Below are 19,943 nucleotides of genomic sequence, written 5' to 3' on the forward strand. Positions count from 1 at the left end.
GATGAGTAGAACAAATATGCGAAATCGCACGCTAAGTGATTTAGATCGTGTTGTTGCCCTTGGTGGTGGTCATGGCCTTGGACGTGTGCTTTCAGCACTCTCCTACTTAGGCTCTCGTCTTACTGGTATTGTTACAACAACAGACAATGGCGGTTCTACTGGCCGTATTCGCCAAGAAGAAGGAGGGATTGCGTGGGGAGATATGCGCAATTGTATTAATCAGTTAATTACTGAGCCTTCTGTTGCTTCTGCGATGTTTGAATACCGTTTTTCTGGTACAGGTGAACTAGCAGGACATAATTTAGGTAATCTAATGCTTAAAGCACTCGATAACTTAAGTGTTCGTCCTTTAGAAGCTATTAATCTTATTCGTGGATTATTAAGAGTGAATGCTCACCTTATTCCTATGTCTGAACAAGCCGTTGATCTTATGGCGATAGATGACCAAGGAAATGAGATTTATGGTGAAGTCAATGTTGATATTTTGCCTAAGATCCCCCAAAAGCTTGATCTCTACCCTAAAGTCCCAACTACACGAGAAGCCATTGAAGCAATTGAACAAGCAGATTTGATCTTAATTGGTCCGGGTAGCTTTTTTACCAGTTTAATGCCTCTGTTATTACTGCCAGAACTTGCGCAAGCATTACGCCGCAGCAGTGCAACAACGATTTACATTGGTAATTTAGGTAAAGAGCTAAGCCCTGCTGCTGCCAGTATGACGATGTCTGATAAAATCGCCATGATGGAGAATTATATTGGTTTACAAACAATAGACGCGGTGATTATTAGCCCTGAAACTCAATATGAATCGATGAAAGGGCGATTAATTGTACAAGCGCAATTAGAAGCCAAAGATATTCCTTATCGTCACGACCGCCATCTATTAGGCAAAGCTATTGAGTTAACGTTGCAGCAATTAGGACAACGTAATGCATCACCTCAAGCTGTTAAATAGGATTTAATTACCTACTTTCATAAAAAAACCGCATCTGCAATAAACAGCAAGTGCGGTTTTTTTGTCGATAAAAAGCAATGTCGCTATTGGCTTTCAGCGCGTTATTAGCTATTAAGCTGCTTTAATGTAATACGCTGGCTAATTGCTTCTTCAATTTCATCAAGTGTCATTGGTACATCATTTTTCATCAGACCAAGGCCTGCAACAGTACGAGAAAACGACATTAAATCTAATGGCGGTAAATCCATGATCCAATTTTCTTCTGTTGCCAGTGTATCTTCAGCATTTAGAATATTTTGTATAACATCCGTAAAAGCTTGATGAGAAGATACCCAATCTTGATCACCACTTGCCCAAAACCAACGAGCGGCAATAAAGTTTCTCCACATATCTTCCCAACCATCATAAATTCGACGCAACATTGATGCGCTCATTAATGACCATGTTTGGGCTTCTTGTTGAGTAATATAACCTTGTTGGCAACCTTCTAAACAGAGCTTGTTAAAACGGCAGAGATCCCAAATAAGATATTTCACATTCTGGATATTCATGCGATTTGTGCTCATCATATCGATTTGCCATAAACGCTCGTTTTTATCGTGTTCAGTTAACTCAGAAAGCAAAATATCATTTTTTAATGACTGAACATCGTCTTCTTTGCCATCTAAAATTTGGTCGCGTAGCTGATAAAAATCATTAGTGTGGCCTTGAGTGAGCAACCAAAATAGTTGATAAACTAAATCCCAACGGTCGTTAATTCCCCAACCAGCTGATAATCCACCATCATCTTTACCTTGATTGTATTCGTTATATGCCCATTCATTCATTACCGCATAAGGCGCTGCAACATATAACCCCCATTCATTGGGCAACAACTGAGCTGACGTATTTTCTGCTTCAGATAAAATGGGCTCCTGCCCTGCTGTTGATGGTTTTTGCAACTCACTATCTTGTACAGCAAATTTACGTAGCCATTTAAAAAGCATAATAAGAAGAATAACACCAAGAATTACCCCTACAGAGCTGGGAAACCCTGCATAAACATAACCACTCATTCACTGTCCTTAATGTCTTTTTTATCTTTGTAAATAATTGACGCTTTGTTTGTTGTGGTATTTAAACAGTTGAACGCCATTAAGGGAATATCAAACAAGGCAAAAAATGGAAGATAGAAGATAAAAAGGGATAATCCCTGTAAAATACGGATATCCCTTTATCAATTTGTGAGCTTAATTTCTCTGATCAAGAGTTAGCAATAAATTGAGCGCGTAATGCTTGCAACTTATCACGAGTGCTCGCTGCTTTCTCAAATTCAAGATCTTTTGCATATTGATACATTTCAGCTTCTAAACGTTGGATCTCTTTTTCCAATTCAGCCGTCGACAACAATGGATAATTTTCATGAATATCCGTTGCTTTATGCCCCTTCTTATTACGTCCTTGAGAAGGCTGACCAATCTTAAGGATATCACCCACTTTCTTATTTAACCCTTTAGGCACAATGCCATGTTCAAGGTTAAATTGTTGTTGTTTCTCACGACGGCGTTCTGTTTCACTTATAGCTCTCGCCATTGAATCAGTAATTTTATCGCCATATAAAATCGCTTTACCTTCTAGGTTACGAGCGGCACGACCAATTGTCTGAATCAAGGAACGCTCTGAACGTAAGAAGCCCTCTTTGTCAGCGTCCAAAATCGCCACCAAAGAGACTTCCGGCATATCCAAACCTTCTCGAAGTAAGTTGATACCTACTAAGACATCAAACTCACCTAGGCGCAAATCACGAATAATTTCGACACGTTCAACAGTATCAATATCAGAGTGTAAATAGCGAACACGTTCGCCATGCTCTTCAAGATATTCCGTTAAGTCTTCAGCCATTCGTTTTGTCAGAGTTGTCACCAATACACGTTCGTTTTTTGCTGCACGAATACGAATTTCAGAAAGTAAATCATCAACTTGCGTGCCAACTGGCCGCACTTCGACAATAGGATCAAGTAAGCCTGTTGGCCTTACAACTTGCTCAACAATTTCATCACCCGATTTTTCAAGCTCATATTTACCCGGCGTTGCTGAAACATAAATTGTTTGTGGTGCTAATGCCTCAAACTCTTCAAAACGTAATGGGCGGTTATCAAGCGCGGAAGGTAAACGGAAGCCATATTCAACTAAGGTTTCTTTACGTGAACGGTCGCCTTTATACATTCCACCAATTTGAGGAATAGTAACGTGTGATTCATCAATCACTAATAAACCGTTAGCAGGAAGGTAATCAAACAAAGTTGGAGGTGGCTCACCGGGACCTCTACCTGACAAATAACGGGAATAGTTTTCGATACCGGAGCAATATCCCAGCTCGTTCATCATTTCGAGATCAAATTGAGTACGCTGTGTCACGCGTTGCTCTTCTACCAGTTTATCGTTAGCTAAAAGCACTTTGCGTCTTTCTGCGAGTTCTTTTTTGATTTCTTCCATCGCTTCAAGAATACGTTCACGCGGGGTGACATAGTGCGTTTTAGGATAAACGGTAAAACGGGGCACATTGTAGTGAATTTGCCCCGTTAAAGGGTCAAACAGTGAAAGACGTTCAACTTCTTCATCAAATAGCTCAACACGTAATGCATAATCATCAGATTCAGCAGGAAAGATGTCTATCACTTCACCACGAACACGAAATGTACCGCGCTGGAAGGCTTGATCGTTGCGAGTATATTGTAAATCAGCAAGGCGACGTAAAATGGCACGTTGGTCGATTATCATGCCATTCGTTAAATGAAGCATCATTTTTAAATAGCTATCAGGATCACCCAAACCGTAGATAGCAGAAACCGATGACACAACAATAACGTCTTTACGTTCTAGCAAGGCTTTAGTGGCTGATAGACGCATTTGTTCGATATGTTCGTTAACAGAAGCATCTTTTTCAATAAAGGTATCAGAGCTTGGAACATACGCTTCAGGCTGATAATAATCATAATAAGAAACAAAGTATTCCACTGCATTTTCAGGGAAGAATTCTTTCATTTCACTATAAAGCTGTGCTGCCAATGTTTTATTTGGCGCTAACACCATAGTCGGGCGATTTAGATTGGCTATCACATTGGCAATCGTAAAGGTTTTTCCTGAGCCAGTTACCCCTAAAAGAGTTTGATGAGCAAGACCATCATCTAATCCTTCACAAAGTGAGGCAATAGCAGCAGGTTGATCACCACCCGGTTTAAATTCAGAATGCAGTTTAAAATCTTTGCTCATATTTTCTTCTCCTCGCTGACACTCCTTATGATACTGGATAAAAATCCAGCTTCAATCTCTATCTCATAAAATTTGTCTGAATAATTAGCATAAGTTATCCCCAGTTTTGGAACTGGAATTTTTTCAAAAAGCAACCCCCTTTTTTGTGAATTATTCAAAGAGACACACTGACACCATTCGCTCTATTGATTTTATTTAATTAATTGATATATAAGAATTAAAAATAAAAGTTGAGAATAACGCCAATCTTTAGCAATGCCTTGTATTCTCTCTATTCAGAGTATTTTTATAATGGTAATACACAAGGTTATCCACAGGAATAGTGGATAACTACACAAAGTTGTTATCTCTCGGTAGGTTACGTCTTTTTTTCTACCTTAAAATATCCCTCAAAATTGGCGAAATTTATTTTTTTTATTTTTTTATTGGTATAAAAAATAGACTTTTATAATTTACTTAATAACGGCCTATCAACTTAGTTTTAAACAAGAAAGATCGAGGTAAGGAGTAAAATCATGCTCTTTTACTTCGTTTAAATAGGGTATTTTGCCTAAGAATGGCGCTTTAATATGCTGTTTTAATGTTGCTAGATACTCTTTCTGATATCGCCCTGCTGGCTCAACTTCATTCGCAACCCAACCCGACAATGTTAAACCAGACTGAATAATTGCCTGTTGCGTTAATAACGCATGATTAATGCAACCCAATTTAACACCTACAGTCAAAATAACAGGTAACTTTTCATTGATAACCCAATCAGAGAAAAATTGGTTTTCTGATAATGGTGTAAACCAACCACCAGCCCCTTCGACTAAAACCCATTCAGCTTGCTGCTTTAAGTAAGACAACCCTTCTGACATCACCTCAAAATCAATAGGCTGGCTCATTTTTTGACTGACAATATGTGGTGATGTAGGCGTTTCAAAACAGTAAGGATTAACACGCTGATAATCTAACTTTACTGTACTGAATTTTTGTAGTGTAAGTGCATCTGAATTACGTAAGCCTTCATTTAGCCACTCACTTCCTGATGCAACAGGTTTATAGCCCGCAGTTTGATACCCTTGATGCGCCGCACATTGTAATAGAGCACTACTTACCACGGTTTTACCTACTTCTGTATCTGTACCTGTTAAAAACCATGTCTTAGCCATGTGATATTTTTCCTATAACAATTTGATAGGTAAGTAAATATTTACCTGATTCTGTTTTCCACACATTTTCTAGTGCACGGAATTTTTGTCTTGTCATTAACCCTTTTTGTCGATCACCTTGCACAAAATTAGCGCCAACGCCCTTCAAAGAAGCAAAAAGTGCATGTAATGAGTCGTATTGTTCTGTGACTGTTTCAGTAGAAAATTGACAATGAAAACCACGACACGCTTTCTCAATATCTTGAAGCGATAAAAAAGGATTTACATGAGGGTGTTTATCAAGAGATTGCCAAGCATCTCTAACTTCTTGCAATGTCAACGTAGTAAGTGTTGAGAAATAAAGTGCACCTTTTACATTGACTGTATTCATTAATGTTTTAATCGCGCCAGATAAATCCTCACACCATTGCATCGCTAAATTACTAAATACAATATCCACACTTTGTGGTGCAATCGCGCAATGCTCGATATCACTTTGTAAGTAACCATCAGCTCGCTGTTGTTGTTTTGCCACTTGTAGCATGGAGTGAGACAAATCCAGTGCAATAACAAACTTGCCTTGCTGTTTCCATTTTTGGCTGAAATATCCTGTTCCACATCCAGCATCTAACACAATATTGCCACTATCATGACGTGCTAAATCCATTAATTTATTGCCACTATAGCGCTGAATATTGGCGTGATTATCGTAATGAACAGCGGCTTTACCAAAGGTTTGAGCTATACGTTGTTTATCTGTTTTGACTGAAGAAAGCATGAAGCGTCTCGATTAACAGCTTAATATCTGAAAGATGATGGCGAGTAGTTAACGTTATTCGTAAACGTGCACTTTGAGGAGGTACTGTGGGTGGGAAAATTGCTTTTACCCAAAGTCCTTTAGATTGCAGATAATCTGAAAGTGTTTGGCACAATTGTTCATCACCAATAATTAATGGCTGAATCGCCGTCTTTGAAGGTAATAATTTAACCGGAAGTGAAACGACACCTTGGCGAAAAGTATTTATTAATTGTTGAAGATATTCTCGCTCATTATCCGCTTGCTTAATAACATTCAGAGCAGAGTTTAAGGCTATAGCTTGCGCTGGTGGCATTGATGTACTGTAAATAAGATGACGAGCATATTGTTCAAAAAACTCAGCGGTTGGCTTATTACAAAGCACAGCCGCCCCACTAACACCAAACGCTTTACCAAAAGTGACTACTAATATTTCCGGTTTAATCCCTGCTTCATCACAACTGCCTCGGCCTTCTTTACCTAAAACACCAATACCATGCGCATCATCAACCATTAACCATGCATGATGTTTTTGGCTTATTGTTGCTATTTCTCTTAATGGTGCTTTATCTCCATCCATACTAAATACCCCTTCTGTTACCACAAAGGTTTTATTAGCTGACGTTTTATTTAGTCGTTGAGATAAAGAGTCAGGAGAATTATGTAAAAATCGCCATAATGTCGCGGGTGATAATACTGCGGCTTCCATTAGTGAAGCATGGCAAAGTTTATCTGCAATAATCGCATCATCTTTTTCAAGTAATGCCGAAATGACACCTTGATTAGCACTGTAACCGGATGAAAATAACAGCGCATTGTCGTAGCCTAACCAATCTGCAAGGTGCTGTTCTAACTGCGAATGAGCTTGTGTAAATCCTGTGATATGCCCTGATCCACCGCTACCTACACCATATTCATCAGCACCTTGTTGCCATGCTTTAATAACGTCTGCATGCTGGCTGATGCCTAAATAATCATTGCCTGAAAAATTAAGGTATTTTTTATCTGAAATGGTGATCAAAAAACGCCCATCCGCTTGTTTGATCACTTTGCGTTTTCGCCATAATGGCGTATTTCTACGCGCATTAAGTTGTTCATCTAAATAGGTTTGCCAGCTCATTACAGTGCCGCGTTATAAAATTGTTCTGTGTCTTTATTGGCAACAGCTTGCATCAAAGCTTCTTCTTGCTGATTGTCCCCCATAGATACTGCTAATCGTTCAGGGTTTAAGCCTAATTTACGGAATAACTGGTGATCTTTGTCTTCGGTTGGATTCGTTGTCGTTAATAATTTACAACCATAGAAAATAGAGTTAGCGCCAGCCATAAAGCAGAATGCTTGTGTTTGTTCACTCATTTGCTCACGTCCAGCAGAAAGACGCACATAAGAGCGTGGCATCATGATACGGGCAACGGCGATAGTGCGAATAAAATCAAAAGGATCGACATCTTCGTTATCTGCAAGTGGTGTCCCTTTTATTTTGGCAAGCATATTGATTGGCACACTTTCAGGAGGCTGTGGCAAATTGGCTAATTGCACTAACATTGCAGCCCTATCTTTAACTTCCTCACCTAATCCTAAAATCCCGCCAGAGCATACTTTAATGCCAGCATTACGTACTTTATCAAGCGTATCTAAGCGATCTTGATAGGTACGCGTTGTCACAATACTGCCGTAAAATTCAGGTGAGGTATCAAGGTTATGGTTATAAAAATCTAGCCCCGCATCTGCTAAGCGGTTGGCTTGTGAATCATCTAACTTGCCGAGTGTCATACAGGTTTCCATACCCAGCGCTTTAACTTCTTTTACCATTTGCTCAAGGTAAGGCATATCGCGTTCATGTGGGTTTTTCCATGCTGCCCCCATACAAAAACGAGTTGAACCAGCAGCTTTAGCTTTCTTTGCAGATTCAATTACTTGCTGCACTTCCATTAAGCGCTCTTTTTCTAATCCCGTTTTATACCGCGCGCTTTGGGCACAATACTTACAATCTTCAGGACAAGCCCCCGTTTTAATGGAAAGCAAAGTACTCACTTGGATTTGTGAAGGGTCAAAATGTTGACGGTGAACTTGTTGTGCCTGAAAAACCAAATCTAAAAATGGCATATCAAACAGTGCTCTGGCTTCTTTTAGTGTCCAACGTTTTAGTGCGCTCACAATGCAATCTCCTTTTTAAAAGTGATTGCCAGTTTAAATAATAGGGTTATCATGTCAACTAAAATTGATCACCTTTGGTTTACATGATTAAGTGAAAAATATAATGACACCTGAAGATATCGCTTTTGATTTACGCCATATTTGGCATCCATACACTTCGATGAGTAATCCGTTACCTGCTTACCCTATCGTCAGTGCAAAAGGCATTGAGTTGGTCTTGGCTGATGGTAGAAAATTGATTGATGGAATGTCTTCATGGTGGGCTGCAATTCATGGATATAATCACCCTGAACTTAATGATGCGGTTACCACACAACTAAACAATATGTCTCATGTTATGTTTGGTGGCATTACTCATCCCCCTGCAGTATCACTTTGTCGTAAATTATTGACGATAACACCAGAGCCTCTTGAGTGCATATTTCTGGCAGATTCAGGTTCGGTTGCTGTTGAAGTCGCGCTGAAAATGGCATTGCAATATTGGCAGGCTAAAGGTGAAAAACGTCAGCGTATTGTGGCGCTAAAACAGGGCTATCATGGTGATACCTTTGGCGCGATGTCAGTGTGTGATCCGGATAATTCCATGCACAGTCTGTACAAAGGTTACTTGCCTAATCATCTCTTTGTGGATGCACCAAAAACAGGTTTTTATGAAGAGTGGGATCCAGCTGACATCCACTCATTACGTACAACGTTAGAGCAACATCATCAAGAAATTGCTGCCGTAATGCTTGAACCGATTGTTCAAGGTGCGGGTGGAATGCGAATTTATCATCCTGAATATTTAAAACACGCAAGAGCCCTGTGTAATGAATTTGATGTGTTATTAATTGCAGATGAAATAGCCACTGGTTTTGGCCGAACAGGTAAGCTTTTTGCCTGTGAACACGCTGGAATTTCTCCTGATATTATGTGTGTAGGTAAAGCATTAACAGGTGGATATATGACCTTATCTGCCACCTTAACTACGCGTCATATTGCCGAAACCATCAGCCAAGGTGATGCAGGATGCTTTATGCATGGCCCTACTTATATGGGGAATCCTCTGGCTTGTGCCGTTGCTGATGCCAGTTTATCTCTATTAGCTAAAGGTGATTGGATAAACCAAGTTGCAGAAATTGAAAAACAACTAAAACGCGAGCTATTACCGTTAAAACAGGCTAAAAGTGTCAAAGATGTACGGATTTTAGGTGCGATTGGTGTGGTCGAAATGAACGAACCCGTCAATATGGCAAAATTACAAAAAATCTTTGTTGATGAAGGAGTTTGGATCAGGCCTTTTGGCAAGCTTATTTATATTATGCCACCGTTTATTATGCCACCAGTAAGCCTCACTAAACTCACTCAAGCTATTGAAAAAGTAGTTAGTCTCTCATAAATCTTTCATAAAAAATAAACCTCTAGCAAGGCAATATTCTGCTAGAGGTTCACAGTAATTTTTATACTGTGACAGTTATTTCGTCACGACGGTAACCCACATTGCGCCTTTTCCTACTGGATAACACGCTAATTTAGTTAATGCGCCAGTGTGTTTATCAATACGAGAAACAGAAGCAAAATCTGATTTTTGACCACAAGAAATTAGGTAACTTCCAGTGTTATCAAGATTAAAACCGCGAGGCTGTGTTTGCGTTGGATAATAACCCACAGGTTGCAGATAATCGCCTGCCTCTGAAATTGCCATCGCACAAATAAAGCTTTCAGAGCGCTCGCTGGCATAAAGAAAACGACCATCTGGTGTGATATGAATATCTGATGCCCAACGAGTACTGTTAAATGTTTCAGGCACAATATCAAGCGTTTGCATTAAGCGATATAAATCCCCCATACGACGATAAACATTGATTGTCGCATCTAATTCATTAAGGCAATAAAACACATCTCCATTAGGATGAAATGCCATATGACGAGGGCCTGCATTTTGTGCAGTTGTCAGCTCTTCAGTGCCCGCTTCTGCTAAATGACCGTCTTCTGATAAATTAAATAAACGAATATGATCTTCACCTAAGCAAGGAACAATCAGTTGTTTATTATTCCAATCGATATTGGATGAGTGAGGCTTATTTAAGCCTTCAATAATTTGAATTGGTGATTGAGGAATACCTTTCTCATTAATCGGTAAAACAGCCAAATTGCCTTGGTGATAAGACGGAACAAATAAGAAACGCCCTGTTTTATCCAAACATAAATGAACAGGAGTACTTGGAATGGAAGTGATAGCCTTTTGCTCTAATTGACCATCGACAGCAATCGCAAATGTCACCACACTAAAATGAGGACGAATACCTACATAAAGGTATTTTCCATCTGCACTTGCAATCATCGGTTGTACTTGTCCTGCAACCTCAACAACCTGCAATAAATCCATTTCACCTTCCGTGTTTAATGCATAAACATGGATTTGCTGGCTCTCTGGACTTGCTATGTAGACTACCTGTTTCATCCCTTCTCCTTAAAACAGATTACCCATTGATTTATAAAGAATAATAGAATAACTAACGATAACCTGTCACGATTAAGCTAGTTTATCTTTTATTGGTTAACGTGTACCATCAACGACATTGCATCTTAATACTATCAAGGGGCTTATTTATGTCATATCGCGTTATTGCTTTGGATCTTGATGGCACACTGCTTGATGACCAAAAACGTATCCTGCCAGAATCTTTAGAAGCACTCAATCTTGCAAGAAAAGCAGGTGTTAAAGTCTTAATTGTAACAGGTCGTCATCATGTTGCTATTCATCCATTCTATCAAGCACTTGATCTTGATACCCCTGCGATTTGCTGCAATGGAACTTACCTTTATGACTATATTGGTAAAAAGGTACTGGAATCCGATCCATTAACCACTCAAGAAACCAGCGCAGTATTAGATCTCGTTAAACAAACAGATGTACATCACTTAGTTTATGCTGATGATGCAATGATGTATGACCAACTATCAGCCCCTGTACAACGTACTTTGAAATGGTCAGAAACATTGCCTACTTCACAGCGTCCAAATTTAATCAAAGTCGATGATTTTTATAAAGCTATGCATGATGTTAATGCCATTTGGAAAATTGCGACAACAACGCCGGATCACGATGAGTTACGCGCTTTAGTTGAAAAAATTGAGCAACAAGTCGGTTTAGAATGCGAATGGTCTTGGGTTGATCAAGTTGATATCGCTAAAAAAGGCAACAGCAAAGGTCGTCGTCTACAACGTTGGGTTGAAGCGAATGGCATGAATATGAGCGATGTTATTGCTTTTGGTGATAATTTTAATGACCTTAGCATGTTAGAACATGTGGGTTTAGGTGTTGCAATGGGTAATGCTTCAGATGAAGTGAAAGCTCGCGCTAAAATGGTCACTAAGGTGAATTCACAGCCGGGTATTGCTGAGACTATTCATAAATATATTCTGTCTTAGTCCTCTTTTTTTACCTCGCCCCAAAGAAAAAGACCTCATTTAAGATGAGGTCTTTTTCTCGACAAATACAATTGATAACTCAAAGATGGCGACTTAGCGAAATGCTCTTTATTTGCGCATAAAGCCATTGCCCTTCTTGAATATTTAATTCATCTTTTGCCCAAGGCGTGATCCTCGCCCATAAATAATTACCATCATTGACAAGTTTCACATCAACTTGGCCATCATTTTTAATGGTTTCAACCACTTTCATATGCAAAATATTACGAATACTGCTATTTGATGGACGAGTGGTAGTCAGTGATACATCAGAAGCATCGATACGAACACGCACATCACGACCAATTTTAGCCTCAATTTGAGGCAACCACAGCACTTGGTTACCGAAAGCCGTTGCTGTCATATCGTAATGGCTATGGTGTTCTACCACCATCACATTCGCGATACTGCTGAGTGTCTCTTTTTGTAACCAAGGACGTAATGCACTGCTTGCCCATACATCTTCCAGCTTACCTGTTGCCTTAATTTTCCCTGCATCCATCACAATGACGTTATCTGCAAGTCGAATAATTTCATCAAGGCTATGACTCACATACAAAATAGGAATTTGTACATCTTGTGAGAGCTTTTCTAAATATGGCAGTAACTCACGTTTACGCGGTAAATCAAGCGATGCTAAAGGCTCATCCATCAACATAATATCAGGCGCTGTTAATAACGCTCGTCCTATGGCAACGCGCTGTTTTTCGCCACCTGATAATGTTATCGGAAAACGTGGGAGTAAATGTTCGATACCTAACAAATGAATGATGCGATCAAATTGCACTTTCATTGTTGGGGACATACCGTAAAGCAGATTTCCTTTTACTGTGTAATGAGGAAATAGTCGTGCATCTTGGAATACATAACCCACTTTGCGTTTTTCAGGTGGCAGATAAATTTTCTTTTCAGTATCAACCAGTGTGTGATTATTTAATACAATCCGTCCTGAATCTGGCTTGGTTAAGCCGCCAATCACATTAATCAATGAGGTTTTACCGGCTCCGGATAAACCAAAGACGGCGGTAATACTTTCTGTTGGTAGTTCAGTATTGACTTCCAGACGCAGTGATCCTAGCGTCTGTTTAAAATTCATCTCTAGCATACGCCCCCCAATCTTTTACGACCCCAACGAGTTAGCCACTCTGAAGCCATTAAAGAGACGAGCGCCAAAATAATTGCAATAACACATAAACGGGCGGCATCCATTTCCGCACCCGGTGTTTCTATTAAGGTATACATTGCTAGAGGGATCGTTCTTGTTTCCCCCGGAATATTGGAGACGAAAGTGATTGTTGCGCCAAATTCTCCCAATGAGCGCGCAAATGCCAACACAATCCCTGCGATGATCCCTGGCATAGACAAAGGTAACGTTATGGTAAAAAAGACACGTATCGGTGATGCCCCTAAGGTTCTCGCCGCTTGTTCCATACGTTGATCGACAGCTTCTAATGCTAATCTGATCGCTCTAACCATCAATGGAAATGCAACAACTGCAGATGCAAGTGCTGCGCCTCGCCAACTAAAGGTAAAGCTAAAACCAAACCAGTCATACAACCATTCACCAATAAATCCACGTCTCCCCATACTGATCAGTAAAAGATAACCAACCACAACAGGAGGTAGAACTAAAGGTAAATGAATAATGCTATCAAGCAATGATTTACCGGGAAAACGTACCCTAACTAAAAGCCAAGCCATAAAAATACCAAAAGGTAGACTAATAATAACTGCAATAGTCGATACCTTAAGGCTTAGTATGATGGCTTGCCATTCGTATTCACTTAACATCTCCAAAAGTATAATTCCTACAGTGGGCTAAAGCCGTATTTCTTAAAGATTTCTGCGGCTTGAGGTGTTTTCAGATAGTCATAAAAATCACGAACTGCTTTATTGTCCTGACCTTTTACAACTGCCATTGGATACTCAACAGGTTTGTGGCTATCAGCTGGGAATACGCCGACCACTTTCACTTTATCACTCGCAACCGCATCAGAACCGTATACGATACCTAATGGTGCTTCATCACGTTCGACCAGCGCCATACCGCTACGCACGTTATTAGTACGCGCCATATCTGGGCTTACTGTATCCCATGCACCTAAATATTCTAATGATTCTTTTGCATAGATACCAACAGGCACATGGTCCGGATCGCCAACAGCTAGTTTTCCGCCATTAAGTAAGGATTTCCATTTGGTTTCCTTATTAATAACAACGTCATTTAATTTACTATCTTTAGGGGCAATGAGTACTAAATCATTACCTAATAGTGTATGACGTGAATCTGCAACCATTAAATTTTTATCGATTGCGTAGTCCATCCACTGCTGGTCTGCTGAAATAAACAGATTTGCAGGTGCGCCTTGTTCAATTTGGCGAGCCAGCGTTGAAGAAGATGCATAAGATGCAACAACTTCAGTTTGCTTTTCTTGCTTATATTGTGCCGAAATTTCATTAAGAGCATTGGTAAGAGAAGCGGCAGCAAATACCGTTACTTTTTCCGATGCAAAACTTTGGCTTACTAAAGCAAAAGAGATAACTGCGCCAGCAAGTAACTTGCCTGATAATTTTTTCATGTTCTAATTCCACTTAAATTAAAGGATGACACGCTGTATATACCAAGATATAGCGTAAAATGAAAGGATTAGATATTAGAAACTGGTTATATATCAATAAATATAACCATTAAAAAGAAACAGAAAATGGAGATAAATAAATTTATATACTCTAAATAATTCAAGTCACAGCTAGGCGGCAAGTGAATGAGTCGCTAGGAACATACACAAGTATGTGACTAGTGCGAATGAACGCAGTCAACAACGCTGTGGCTTGAAGTATGACGAGTATCATGAGTATGTGGCTAGTGCGAATGAACACAGTCAACAACGCTGTGGCTTGAAGTATGACGAGTATCATGAGTATGTGGCTAGTGCGAATGAACACAGTCAACAACGCTGTGGCTTGAAGTATGGCAAGTACGCGTAGATAAAAAAACAGCCCTCTACAAAATAAAGGGCTGTTCTAAATCAGGGAGGGAGAAATTATGATTTTTTGTCTGCTTTTGGCTGACTTGGTGAAATCAAGTTAAACACTTCACCTAAACCATAAATGATGCCCATAATCAGTACCATTACAACAGGTACCATCAAGAGAGCAAACCCTAAACTTTTCAATAATTCAAGCATGATAACCTCTTTATCATGGTATATTCGGAAAGCCAGAGTTGGCATTTCTTCACGAATGACGAATAATAACGCTATAGATGTATATATTCTAGAGAATTATCGCTTTGTGTCGGCACAAAAAATGCGATAAACACACAAAAAAAGAAGAAGCCTATCATTATGCAAGCAGAAATATTATTAACTCTTAAACTTCAAGATAAGCTCTTTGCCGATCCTCGTCGTGTTGCATTGTTAAAACAGATCAAGGCGACAGGTTCAATTAGCCAAGGGGCAAAAATGGCGGGCATTAGTTATAAAAGTGCTTGGGATGCCATTAATGAAATGAATCAACTCGCGGACGAACTTCTTGTTGATAGAGCAACAGGCGGTAAAGGTGGCGGTGGTGCAACTCTCACACATTATTGTGAGCGCTTACTTCAACTTTACGATCTGCTCGGTCAAATTCAGCAAAAAGCCTTTGATGTATTGAAAGATGATTCACTCCCTCTGGATAGTCTTTTAGCGGCTATTTCTCGTTTTTCATTACAAACCAGCGCTAGAAACCAATTTTTTGGTACGATTATTGAGCGTGATAACCTGCAAGTTCAACAGCATGTTAATGTGCAACTTGCAGATAGAAAAACGATCATTCGTGCTGCTTTAACAGAGAAAAGCGCTGATCGCCTAGGGCTTAAAAAAGATAAAGAAGTACTGATTTTAATTAAGGCACCTTGGGTCAATATTGAAAAAGGAACTTCTTTAACACAGCAATATGACAATGCGCTTTCAGGCACACTCACTCAAATTGAGACAGGTAGTGAAAACAGCGAATTAGTGGTGACATTAGAAGGTGGACAAGAAGTTTGTGCCACATGTTCTAATCAGCATGTTAAAGAGCAAAAACTACATATTAATGACAGCGTAACCGCTTTATTTAATGCTGATCAGGTAATTGTCGCAACACTGTGTTAATCATTAATATGATTACTTTTAAATAAAAAATAAAACCATCACTTAGTTATTATTTTAACAATAATATTAAGTGATGGTTTTTAATTAGGAATAACATTTACATAAATCAATTTTATTCTAATAAGCTTCTAATTAACGTATGATGTTAACGTTTTCCAGCTTGACTGAACTTTCAGGTCTATCGCCTAATTGTATGATAACAGGAACAAAAACATTAAAGTCTTGTAACCAAGCTTGTTTGCTACTGATTTTCAATTGACCTTGATGAGTTTCGTGACACTGAACTAACAGATATTTTCCACTAAACTCAGATGCTATGCTACGTGCATCTCCCTCGCTTATCACATTACAACGTATTGATGAAGCTATTACTTCTTTTTTGGAATCAATGCTTTCCCACTGTGCTTGATATTGTTGACCAACTACTAATGGGAATCTCAGATCTGTCTGCAACTTACGGAGCACTGAAACATCATGGCTAATAGACATGGCAAACTTTAATTGTAATTGATTAGCCAGTGTTAAACGTTGTACTGTCCAGATACCATAATCTTCTAGCTTACGTATATAGCCATCTGGTTGTGCAACCAGTTGTACATTAATCTTAGCGTACTCGTTTACCATGGTATAACTGATCTGTTTAAAATGAGGAAGAGCCAATGGTTTTACCAATGATTGAGTTTTATTACTAATTGCCGTAGAAAGTGGGAATTTATTAAACCAGTATGGGTTATTGTTACTTAAATCAGGCATTGTTAGCCTCATCAATGTTGATGCAGGCTTATTAATAGCAGGTACAAAGTGTCCTTCGGCAGTGAACTTTTTTCCTTCTGGTAACTGACATAATTGATTGAAAAGTTGTCTCATTTTAAGATCTATTTTGAAATTATCTTTACGACGAATAATATCATCAGTGATCAGCGAATCAGTAACGTACCCTTCACGATCTAAGTTCATTGCAACTACAGCGTCGCCCTGATGAGTTTTACAATTATATAAATAGTGCTCAATCTTTAGCTCAAGAGGTGCATCATAAGGAGGTTCCCAGATGGTTTCTGCAAAGTCATATCCTGTACGTACTGATAATATGTCGCCAATATGCTGAATACTATTAATATCAACAAGATCCGTTATACCACTCATAGATGTGTCAGATAATTTTTCCCATAGCGCTTCTTTTATTGGAAATTGACAGATCATACGAATATTCTCTGATGCCATCAGCTTATTATCTTGAGCTGGTGCATAGCGAAAATAATTATTACCGTAATAACGAGCTTTGGTTAGCCCATCTTCATTCAATACATCCTTATATAAAAACTGAGCCGTGTTCTGCTTACAATCAACAGAATGCCAATGTTGAGTTTTTTCTCCATTATTATCCGTGAATGACACCATGTAATTCACACGATCATGGCTCCTAACTATAGACAATGGATTAATTTCATTATTTATCAATAAAGGCTTATCCGTTGCATAAACAAAAGAAAATAGCAAATAAGGTAAAAATAAAAATAAAATAATTAAAAAACGCAGGCTGTACATATATATCCCTTCACTGATTGATTATTTTTTATATTTAATATGGCAGAAAATAACTATATATTTCTAATACTAATTAGTTCTATTTCTTAGAATAATTATTTAGTAATATCAGTAGAAATAATACATTTAAACTTTCCGACTAATACAACGCGTAAATGCCTCTTTTATTGAGGTACCTAAAACCTCGTCACTACAATTGCTTTTTAATGTAATAATTGCGTTGTTAGGTATGCTTTTACCAATCCAATTATCCAATCGTAAGTGATCATAAGGAATAATAGATATGATACCATCAGTCACATTTACACTACATAAGTTCATATTTTTGAATAGTGTCGTTTTATTTTTATAATCATACTCTTTAATTATTTTCTTTATCCATTCAGAATATGATTTTTCATCATTACGCATTTCATGATATTCAGATGAATTAGCATCTAATATTTCGCTTTGGATTAATGCATTTCTTGTAAAAAAACCCAAATCAGCATCAAGTGGATCTTTGGATAAAACCTTATAACCTTTTTTAAAATCCATCAAATAAATACCACTTTTTGAAAGGGTTATTATAATATAATAATCATTGTTAAAATAGATATTTGCTCTTGAATTATTTTTTTTTGATATAGACACTATTTACTCCTCGACTATTGTAATATTAATCTTAATGTTTTTTGAAGATGCATTTTTGATAGAATTATTTATTGCATCCCATTGTTCTTTGGTTGTTCTTGCAGGAACACCTAGTTCTAGAGTTTTTGATTTAACATCACTTGGTAAAATCTCAGCTCTTCCCCTTCTTTCTCCCGAATATTTATCTATAGTTGAGATATATGTATTTAATGTGTTTTCTATTGATTTTGGATTTTTAATCCTTGAGGCCGTTTGGGTATTTAATGTCTTTACACTAATATATTCATCTGTATTAGCATCATAATAGTCGAAAGTTTTAGCATTAAGATGTAATCGCGTAAGTCGTTTATTTGATAGACCAATGTAATTCTCAAATGTCATTCCTTGCTCAGCTATTGTGCCTTGATACATCCATTTCATTGTGATTTTATTTCCTGATTTGTCAATAAAATAAATATCATTTATTGGTATAAACTGCGTTTTATTGGCATTAAAACTTATAGGACCATAAATTCTTCTAGTGATTGTTCTTTTTTAGCTTTAATACCAGCAAATATTCCTTTTAGGAGGATTAATTGTTAACTTTCCGCCAATATAAAGTTCAGGTAATTACTACTATCCTTTATTAATTATTAACATAATTAGTTTTATTAAAAATAAAACCAGATAATATAATTATATTTTTATTTAGACATATGATAAAAAATCACCTTACCCACAATTAGAATAAGGTGATTTTATTTAGCACCCATTTAAACCATATAATTTCATATCATTAAATTTCAATCAATTCACCAATAAAATCATATTTTAAAATGTTATTTATATTCTTTTTTGTTGATTTATCAATTAAATATTTTAGATAACCATTAAAATCCCAATGAGTATTTTTTATCACTTCTTCATTTTCATCATACTGATAGACTTTATTTGGATTATCTGAATAAGTTAATAAAAATAGATGTTGCGTTTCTGACTCTATCGAAAAAAAGAAAGGTTTCTTATTTAATAAATCGTGTTTTTGTATGCCACAAAGTTCAGAACAACTACCTATTTGAAACTGCACATGATCTCTGACAGAAAAACTATTACGGTAAAATAACAAAGAAGAATCACCAAAGAAACCGCCACTGCAACGCCCCATACAACTTAGAAAATCATATAGTTGTTCTGTTACGTTAATACGATATAAACGTTCAATTTTTTTTATCTCATCATCAGAATACCCCTTTATTTTATGAATGTTGATAGGAAGCTCTGGATAGACAGTATGTAAATAATTTATTAATTGATTATTTTTCATAGATAAATTCATATAATAAAAAATCACCTTACCCATAATTAGGCATAAGGTGATTTTATTTAGTATCCATTTAAACTTTTCGACTAATACAACGTGTAAATGCTTCTTTTATTGAGGCACCTAAAACCTCGTCACTACAATTGCTTTTTAATGTAATAATTGCACTATCAGGTATTCCCTCGCCGACCCAATGATCCATACGTAAATGGTTTTGAGGCTTAATAATAATTTCATTACCTATAAAGCTTAAACCACATAAGTTCATATTTTCAAATAGAGCTTTTTTATTTTTATAACTATATTCTTTAATTATTTTTTTCACCCACTCTGAATAAGATTTTTTATCATTATACATCTCATTAAATTCTTGTGAGTTACTTTCTATTTTTCTACTATTACTTAAAGAAACTTTTGAATAATGACCTAACTTATCATCAGTGATATTCTTAGATAAAACGTTATATCCATTTTTTAAATCCATAAAGTGGATATAGCACCCCGAGATAGTTACTATAATATAGTAATCATAATTAAAGTAAATATCTGCATATAAATTATAGCCCTTCGATATAATCAT

Annotated in this window: 21 protein-coding genes; 5 read left to right on the forward strand and 16 right to left on the reverse strand. The window is 37.5% G+C overall.

Annotated features, from left to right (window positions below):
- The first annotated feature begins 16 nt into the window (after positions 1-16).
- Positions 17-955: a uridine diphosphate-N-acetylglucosamine-binding protein YvcK gene (gene yvcK, locus GTK47_RS16085; protein ID WP_100159481.1), complete on the forward strand. Its 939-nt coding sequence runs from the start codon at positions 17-19 to the stop codon at positions 953-955.
- Positions 956-1,059: 104 nt separating this feature from the next.
- Here the strand turns inward: yvcK and GTK47_RS16090 are convergent, their stop codons facing one another.
- The 6 genes from GTK47_RS16090 to bioB all read right to left on the reverse strand — a co-directional run bounded on the left by GTK47_RS16090 (position 1,060) and on the right by bioB (position 8,293).
- Positions 1,060-2,010, reverse strand: coding sequence for a DUF1266 domain-containing protein (locus tag GTK47_RS16090; protein ID WP_165125074.1), 951 nt, complete (start codon positions 2,008-2,010; stop codon positions 1,060-1,062).
- Positions 2,011-2,197: 187 nt separating this feature from the next.
- Positions 2,198-4,207: an excinuclease ABC subunit UvrB gene (gene uvrB, locus GTK47_RS16095; protein ID WP_165125077.1), complete on the reverse strand. Its 2,010-nt coding sequence runs from the start codon at positions 4,205-4,207 to the stop codon at positions 2,198-2,200.
- A gap of 470 nt (positions 4,208-4,677) precedes the next feature.
- Positions 4,678-5,361 (reverse strand): dethiobiotin synthase, encoded by a 684-nt coding sequence (gene bioD / locus GTK47_RS16100; protein WP_165125080.1) that lies wholly within the window; start codon positions 5,359-5,361, stop codon positions 4,678-4,680.
- On the reverse strand, positions 5,354-6,118 hold the full coding sequence (gene bioC, locus GTK47_RS16105; protein WP_165125083.1) for a malonyl-ACP O-methyltransferase BioC: 765 nt from the start codon (positions 6,116-6,118) through the stop codon (positions 5,354-5,356). Before bioC ends, bioD begins: the two co-directional genes overlap by 8 nt.
- Entirely contained in the window at positions 6,093-7,256 is a 1,164-nt protein-coding gene (bioF, locus tag GTK47_RS16110; RefSeq protein ID WP_165125086.1) for an 8-amino-7-oxononanoate synthase, read from the reverse strand. The genes bioC and bioF overlap by 26 nt, the downstream gene beginning before the upstream one ends.
- Entirely contained in the window at positions 7,256-8,293 is a 1,038-nt protein-coding gene (bioB, locus tag GTK47_RS16115; RefSeq protein ID WP_036912109.1) for a biotin synthase BioB, read from the reverse strand. Before bioB ends, bioF begins: the two co-directional genes overlap by 1 nt.
- A 103-nt stretch (positions 8,294-8,396) precedes the next feature.
- Here bioB and bioA point away from each other — a divergent pair, with 103 nt between their 5' ends.
- Positions 8,397-9,671 carry an adenosylmethionine--8-amino-7-oxononanoate transaminase gene (gene bioA / locus GTK47_RS16120; protein ID WP_165125089.1) on the forward strand — a complete coding sequence of 425 codons (1,275 nt, stop codon included), beginning with the start codon at positions 8,397-8,399 and terminating at the stop codon, positions 9,669-9,671.
- A gap of 75 nt (positions 9,672-9,746) precedes the next feature.
- Here bioA and pgl read toward each other — a convergent pair whose 3' ends face one another.
- Positions 9,747-10,736 carry a 6-phosphogluconolactonase gene (pgl, locus tag GTK47_RS16125; protein ID WP_165125092.1) on the reverse strand — a complete coding sequence of 330 codons (990 nt, stop codon included), beginning with the start codon at positions 10,734-10,736 and terminating at the stop codon, positions 9,747-9,749.
- A 149-nt stretch (positions 10,737-10,885) separates the two neighbouring features.
- Here pgl and GTK47_RS16130 point away from each other — a divergent pair, with 149 nt between their 5' ends.
- Complete coding sequence (locus GTK47_RS16130; protein ID WP_165125095.1) at positions 10,886-11,707, forward strand: pyridoxal phosphatase; 822 nt, start codon at positions 10,886-10,888, stop codon at positions 11,705-11,707.
- Positions 11,708-11,786: 79 nt separating this feature from the next.
- Here GTK47_RS16130 and modC read toward each other — a convergent pair whose 3' ends face one another.
- The 3 genes from modC to modA are packed head-to-tail and all read right to left on the reverse strand — an operon-like array spanning position 11,787 to position 14,325.
- Entirely contained in the window at positions 11,787-12,851 is a 1,065-nt protein-coding gene (modC, locus tag GTK47_RS16135) for a molybdenum ABC transporter ATP-binding protein ModC (RefSeq protein ID WP_075672739.1), read from the reverse strand.
- Complete coding sequence (modB, locus tag GTK47_RS16140; protein WP_075672738.1) at positions 12,845-13,537, reverse strand: molybdate ABC transporter permease subunit; 693 nt, start codon at positions 13,535-13,537, stop codon at positions 12,845-12,847. Before modB ends, modC begins: the two co-directional genes overlap by 7 nt.
- Before the next feature lie 17 nt (positions 13,538-13,554).
- Positions 13,555-14,325: a molybdate ABC transporter substrate-binding protein gene (gene modA, locus GTK47_RS16145; RefSeq protein WP_075672737.1), complete on the reverse strand. Its 771-nt coding sequence runs from the start codon at positions 14,323-14,325 to the stop codon at positions 13,555-13,557.
- A 214-nt stretch (positions 14,326-14,539) separates the two neighbouring features.
- Between modA and GTK47_RS16150 the strand changes: the two genes are divergently transcribed.
- Positions 14,540-14,734 (forward strand): hypothetical protein, encoded by a 195-nt coding sequence (locus GTK47_RS16150; protein WP_165125098.1) that lies wholly within the window; start codon positions 14,540-14,542, stop codon positions 14,732-14,734.
- A gap of 56 nt (positions 14,735-14,790) precedes the next feature.
- Here the strand turns inward: GTK47_RS16150 and GTK47_RS16155 are convergent, their stop codons facing one another.
- Positions 14,791-14,934: an AcrZ family multidrug efflux pump-associated protein gene (locus GTK47_RS16155; protein ID WP_071788544.1), complete on the reverse strand. Its 144-nt coding sequence runs from the start codon at positions 14,932-14,934 to the stop codon at positions 14,791-14,793.
- A 159-nt stretch (positions 14,935-15,093) separates the two neighbouring features.
- Here GTK47_RS16155 and modE point away from each other — a divergent pair, with 159 nt between their 5' ends.
- Positions 15,094-15,885, forward strand: coding sequence for a molybdenum-dependent transcriptional regulator (gene modE, locus GTK47_RS16160; RefSeq protein WP_165125101.1), 792 nt, complete (start codon positions 15,094-15,096; stop codon positions 15,883-15,885).
- Between the two features lie 132 nt (positions 15,886-16,017).
- Here the strand turns inward: modE and GTK47_RS16165 are convergent, their stop codons facing one another.
- The 5 genes from GTK47_RS16165 to GTK47_RS16185 all read right to left on the reverse strand — a co-directional run bounded on the left by GTK47_RS16165 (position 16,018) and on the right by GTK47_RS16185 (position 19,943).
- Positions 16,018-17,283: a hypothetical protein gene (locus tag GTK47_RS16165; RefSeq protein ID WP_241256114.1), complete on the reverse strand. Its 1,266-nt coding sequence runs from the start codon at positions 17,281-17,283 to the stop codon at positions 16,018-16,020.
- 273 nt (positions 17,284-17,556) lie between these two features.
- Positions 17,557-18,063 (reverse strand): contact-dependent growth inhibition system immunity protein, encoded by a 507-nt coding sequence (locus tag GTK47_RS16170; protein ID WP_165125107.1) that lies wholly within the window; start codon positions 18,061-18,063, stop codon positions 17,557-17,559.
- A gap of 3 nt (positions 18,064-18,066) precedes the next feature.
- Positions 18,067-18,483: a hypothetical protein gene (locus GTK47_RS16175; protein WP_165125134.1), complete on the reverse strand. Its 417-nt coding sequence runs from the start codon at positions 18,481-18,483 to the stop codon at positions 18,067-18,069.
- A 355-nt stretch (positions 18,484-18,838) separates the two neighbouring features.
- A complete protein-coding gene (locus tag GTK47_RS16180; protein WP_088495952.1) occupies positions 18,839-19,366 on the reverse strand; it encodes a hypothetical protein in 528 nt (175 codons plus the stop codon).
- A 70-nt stretch (positions 19,367-19,436) separates the two neighbouring features.
- Positions 19,437-19,943 (reverse strand): contact-dependent growth inhibition system immunity protein, encoded by a 507-nt coding sequence (locus tag GTK47_RS16185; RefSeq protein WP_165125137.1) that lies wholly within the window; start codon positions 19,941-19,943, stop codon positions 19,437-19,439.

The sequence above is a fragment of the Proteus sp. ZN5 genome (assembly GCF_011046025.1).
Taxonomy (GTDB): domain Bacteria; phylum Pseudomonadota; class Gammaproteobacteria; order Enterobacterales; family Enterobacteriaceae; genus Proteus.

Excerpts from the sequence above, each read along its gene's own strand:
- yvcK (WP_100159481.1), top strand. The coding sequence starts at position 17 with ATGCGAAATCGCACGCTAAGTGATTTAGATCGTGTTGTTGCCCTTGGT.
- GTK47_RS16090 (WP_165125074.1), bottom strand. The coding sequence starts at position 2,010 with ATGAGTGGTTATGTTTATGCAGGGTTTCCCAGCTCTGTAGGGGTAATT.
- uvrB (WP_165125077.1), bottom strand. The coding sequence starts at position 4,207 with ATGAGCAAAGATTTTAAACTGCATTCTGAATTTAAACCGGGTGGTGAT.
- bioD (WP_165125080.1), bottom strand. The coding sequence starts at position 5,361 with ATGGCTAAGACATGGTTTTTAACAGGTACAGATACAGAAGTAGGTAAA.
- bioC (WP_165125083.1), bottom strand. The coding sequence starts at position 6,118 with ATGCTTTCTTCAGTCAAAACAGATAAACAACGTATAGCTCAAACCTTT.
- bioF (WP_165125086.1), bottom strand. The coding sequence starts at position 7,256 with ATGAGCTGGCAAACCTATTTAGATGAACAACTTAATGCGCGTAGAAAT.
- bioA (WP_165125089.1), top strand. The coding sequence starts at position 8,397 with ATGACACCTGAAGATATCGCTTTTGATTTACGCCATATTTGGCATCCA.
- pgl (WP_165125092.1), bottom strand. The coding sequence starts at position 10,736 with ATGAAACAGGTAGTCTACATAGCAAGTCCAGAGAGCCAGCAAATCCAT.
- GTK47_RS16130 (WP_165125095.1), top strand. The coding sequence starts at position 10,886 with ATGTCATATCGCGTTATTGCTTTGGATCTTGATGGCACACTGCTTGAT.
- modC (WP_075672739.1), bottom strand. The coding sequence starts at position 12,851 with ATGCTAGAGATGAATTTTAAACAGACGCTAGGATCACTGCGTCTGGAA.
- modB (WP_075672738.1), bottom strand. The coding sequence starts at position 13,537 with ATGTTAAGTGAATACGAATGGCAAGCCATCATACTAAGCCTTAAGGTA.
- modA (WP_075672737.1), bottom strand. The coding sequence starts at position 14,325 with ATGAAAAAATTATCAGGCAAGTTACTTGCTGGCGCAGTTATCTCTTTT.
- GTK47_RS16155 (WP_071788544.1), bottom strand. The coding sequence starts at position 14,934 with ATGCTTGAATTATTGAAAAGTTTAGGGTTTGCTCTCTTGATGGTACCT.
- modE (WP_165125101.1), top strand. The coding sequence starts at position 15,094 with ATGCAAGCAGAAATATTATTAACTCTTAAACTTCAAGATAAGCTCTTT.
- GTK47_RS16165 (WP_241256114.1), bottom strand. The coding sequence starts at position 17,283 with ATGGTGTCATTCACGGATAATAATGGAGAAAAAACTCAACATTGGCAT.
- GTK47_RS16175 (WP_165125134.1), bottom strand. The coding sequence starts at position 18,483 with ATGAAATGGATGTATCAAGGCACAATAGCTGAGCAAGGAATGACATTT.
- GTK47_RS16180 (WP_088495952.1), bottom strand. The coding sequence starts at position 19,366 with ATGAAAAATAATCAATTAATAAATTATTTACATACTGTCTATCCAGAG.
- GTK47_RS16185 (WP_165125137.1), bottom strand. The coding sequence starts at position 19,943 with ATGATTATATCGAAGGGCTATAATTTATATGCAGATATTTACTTTAAT.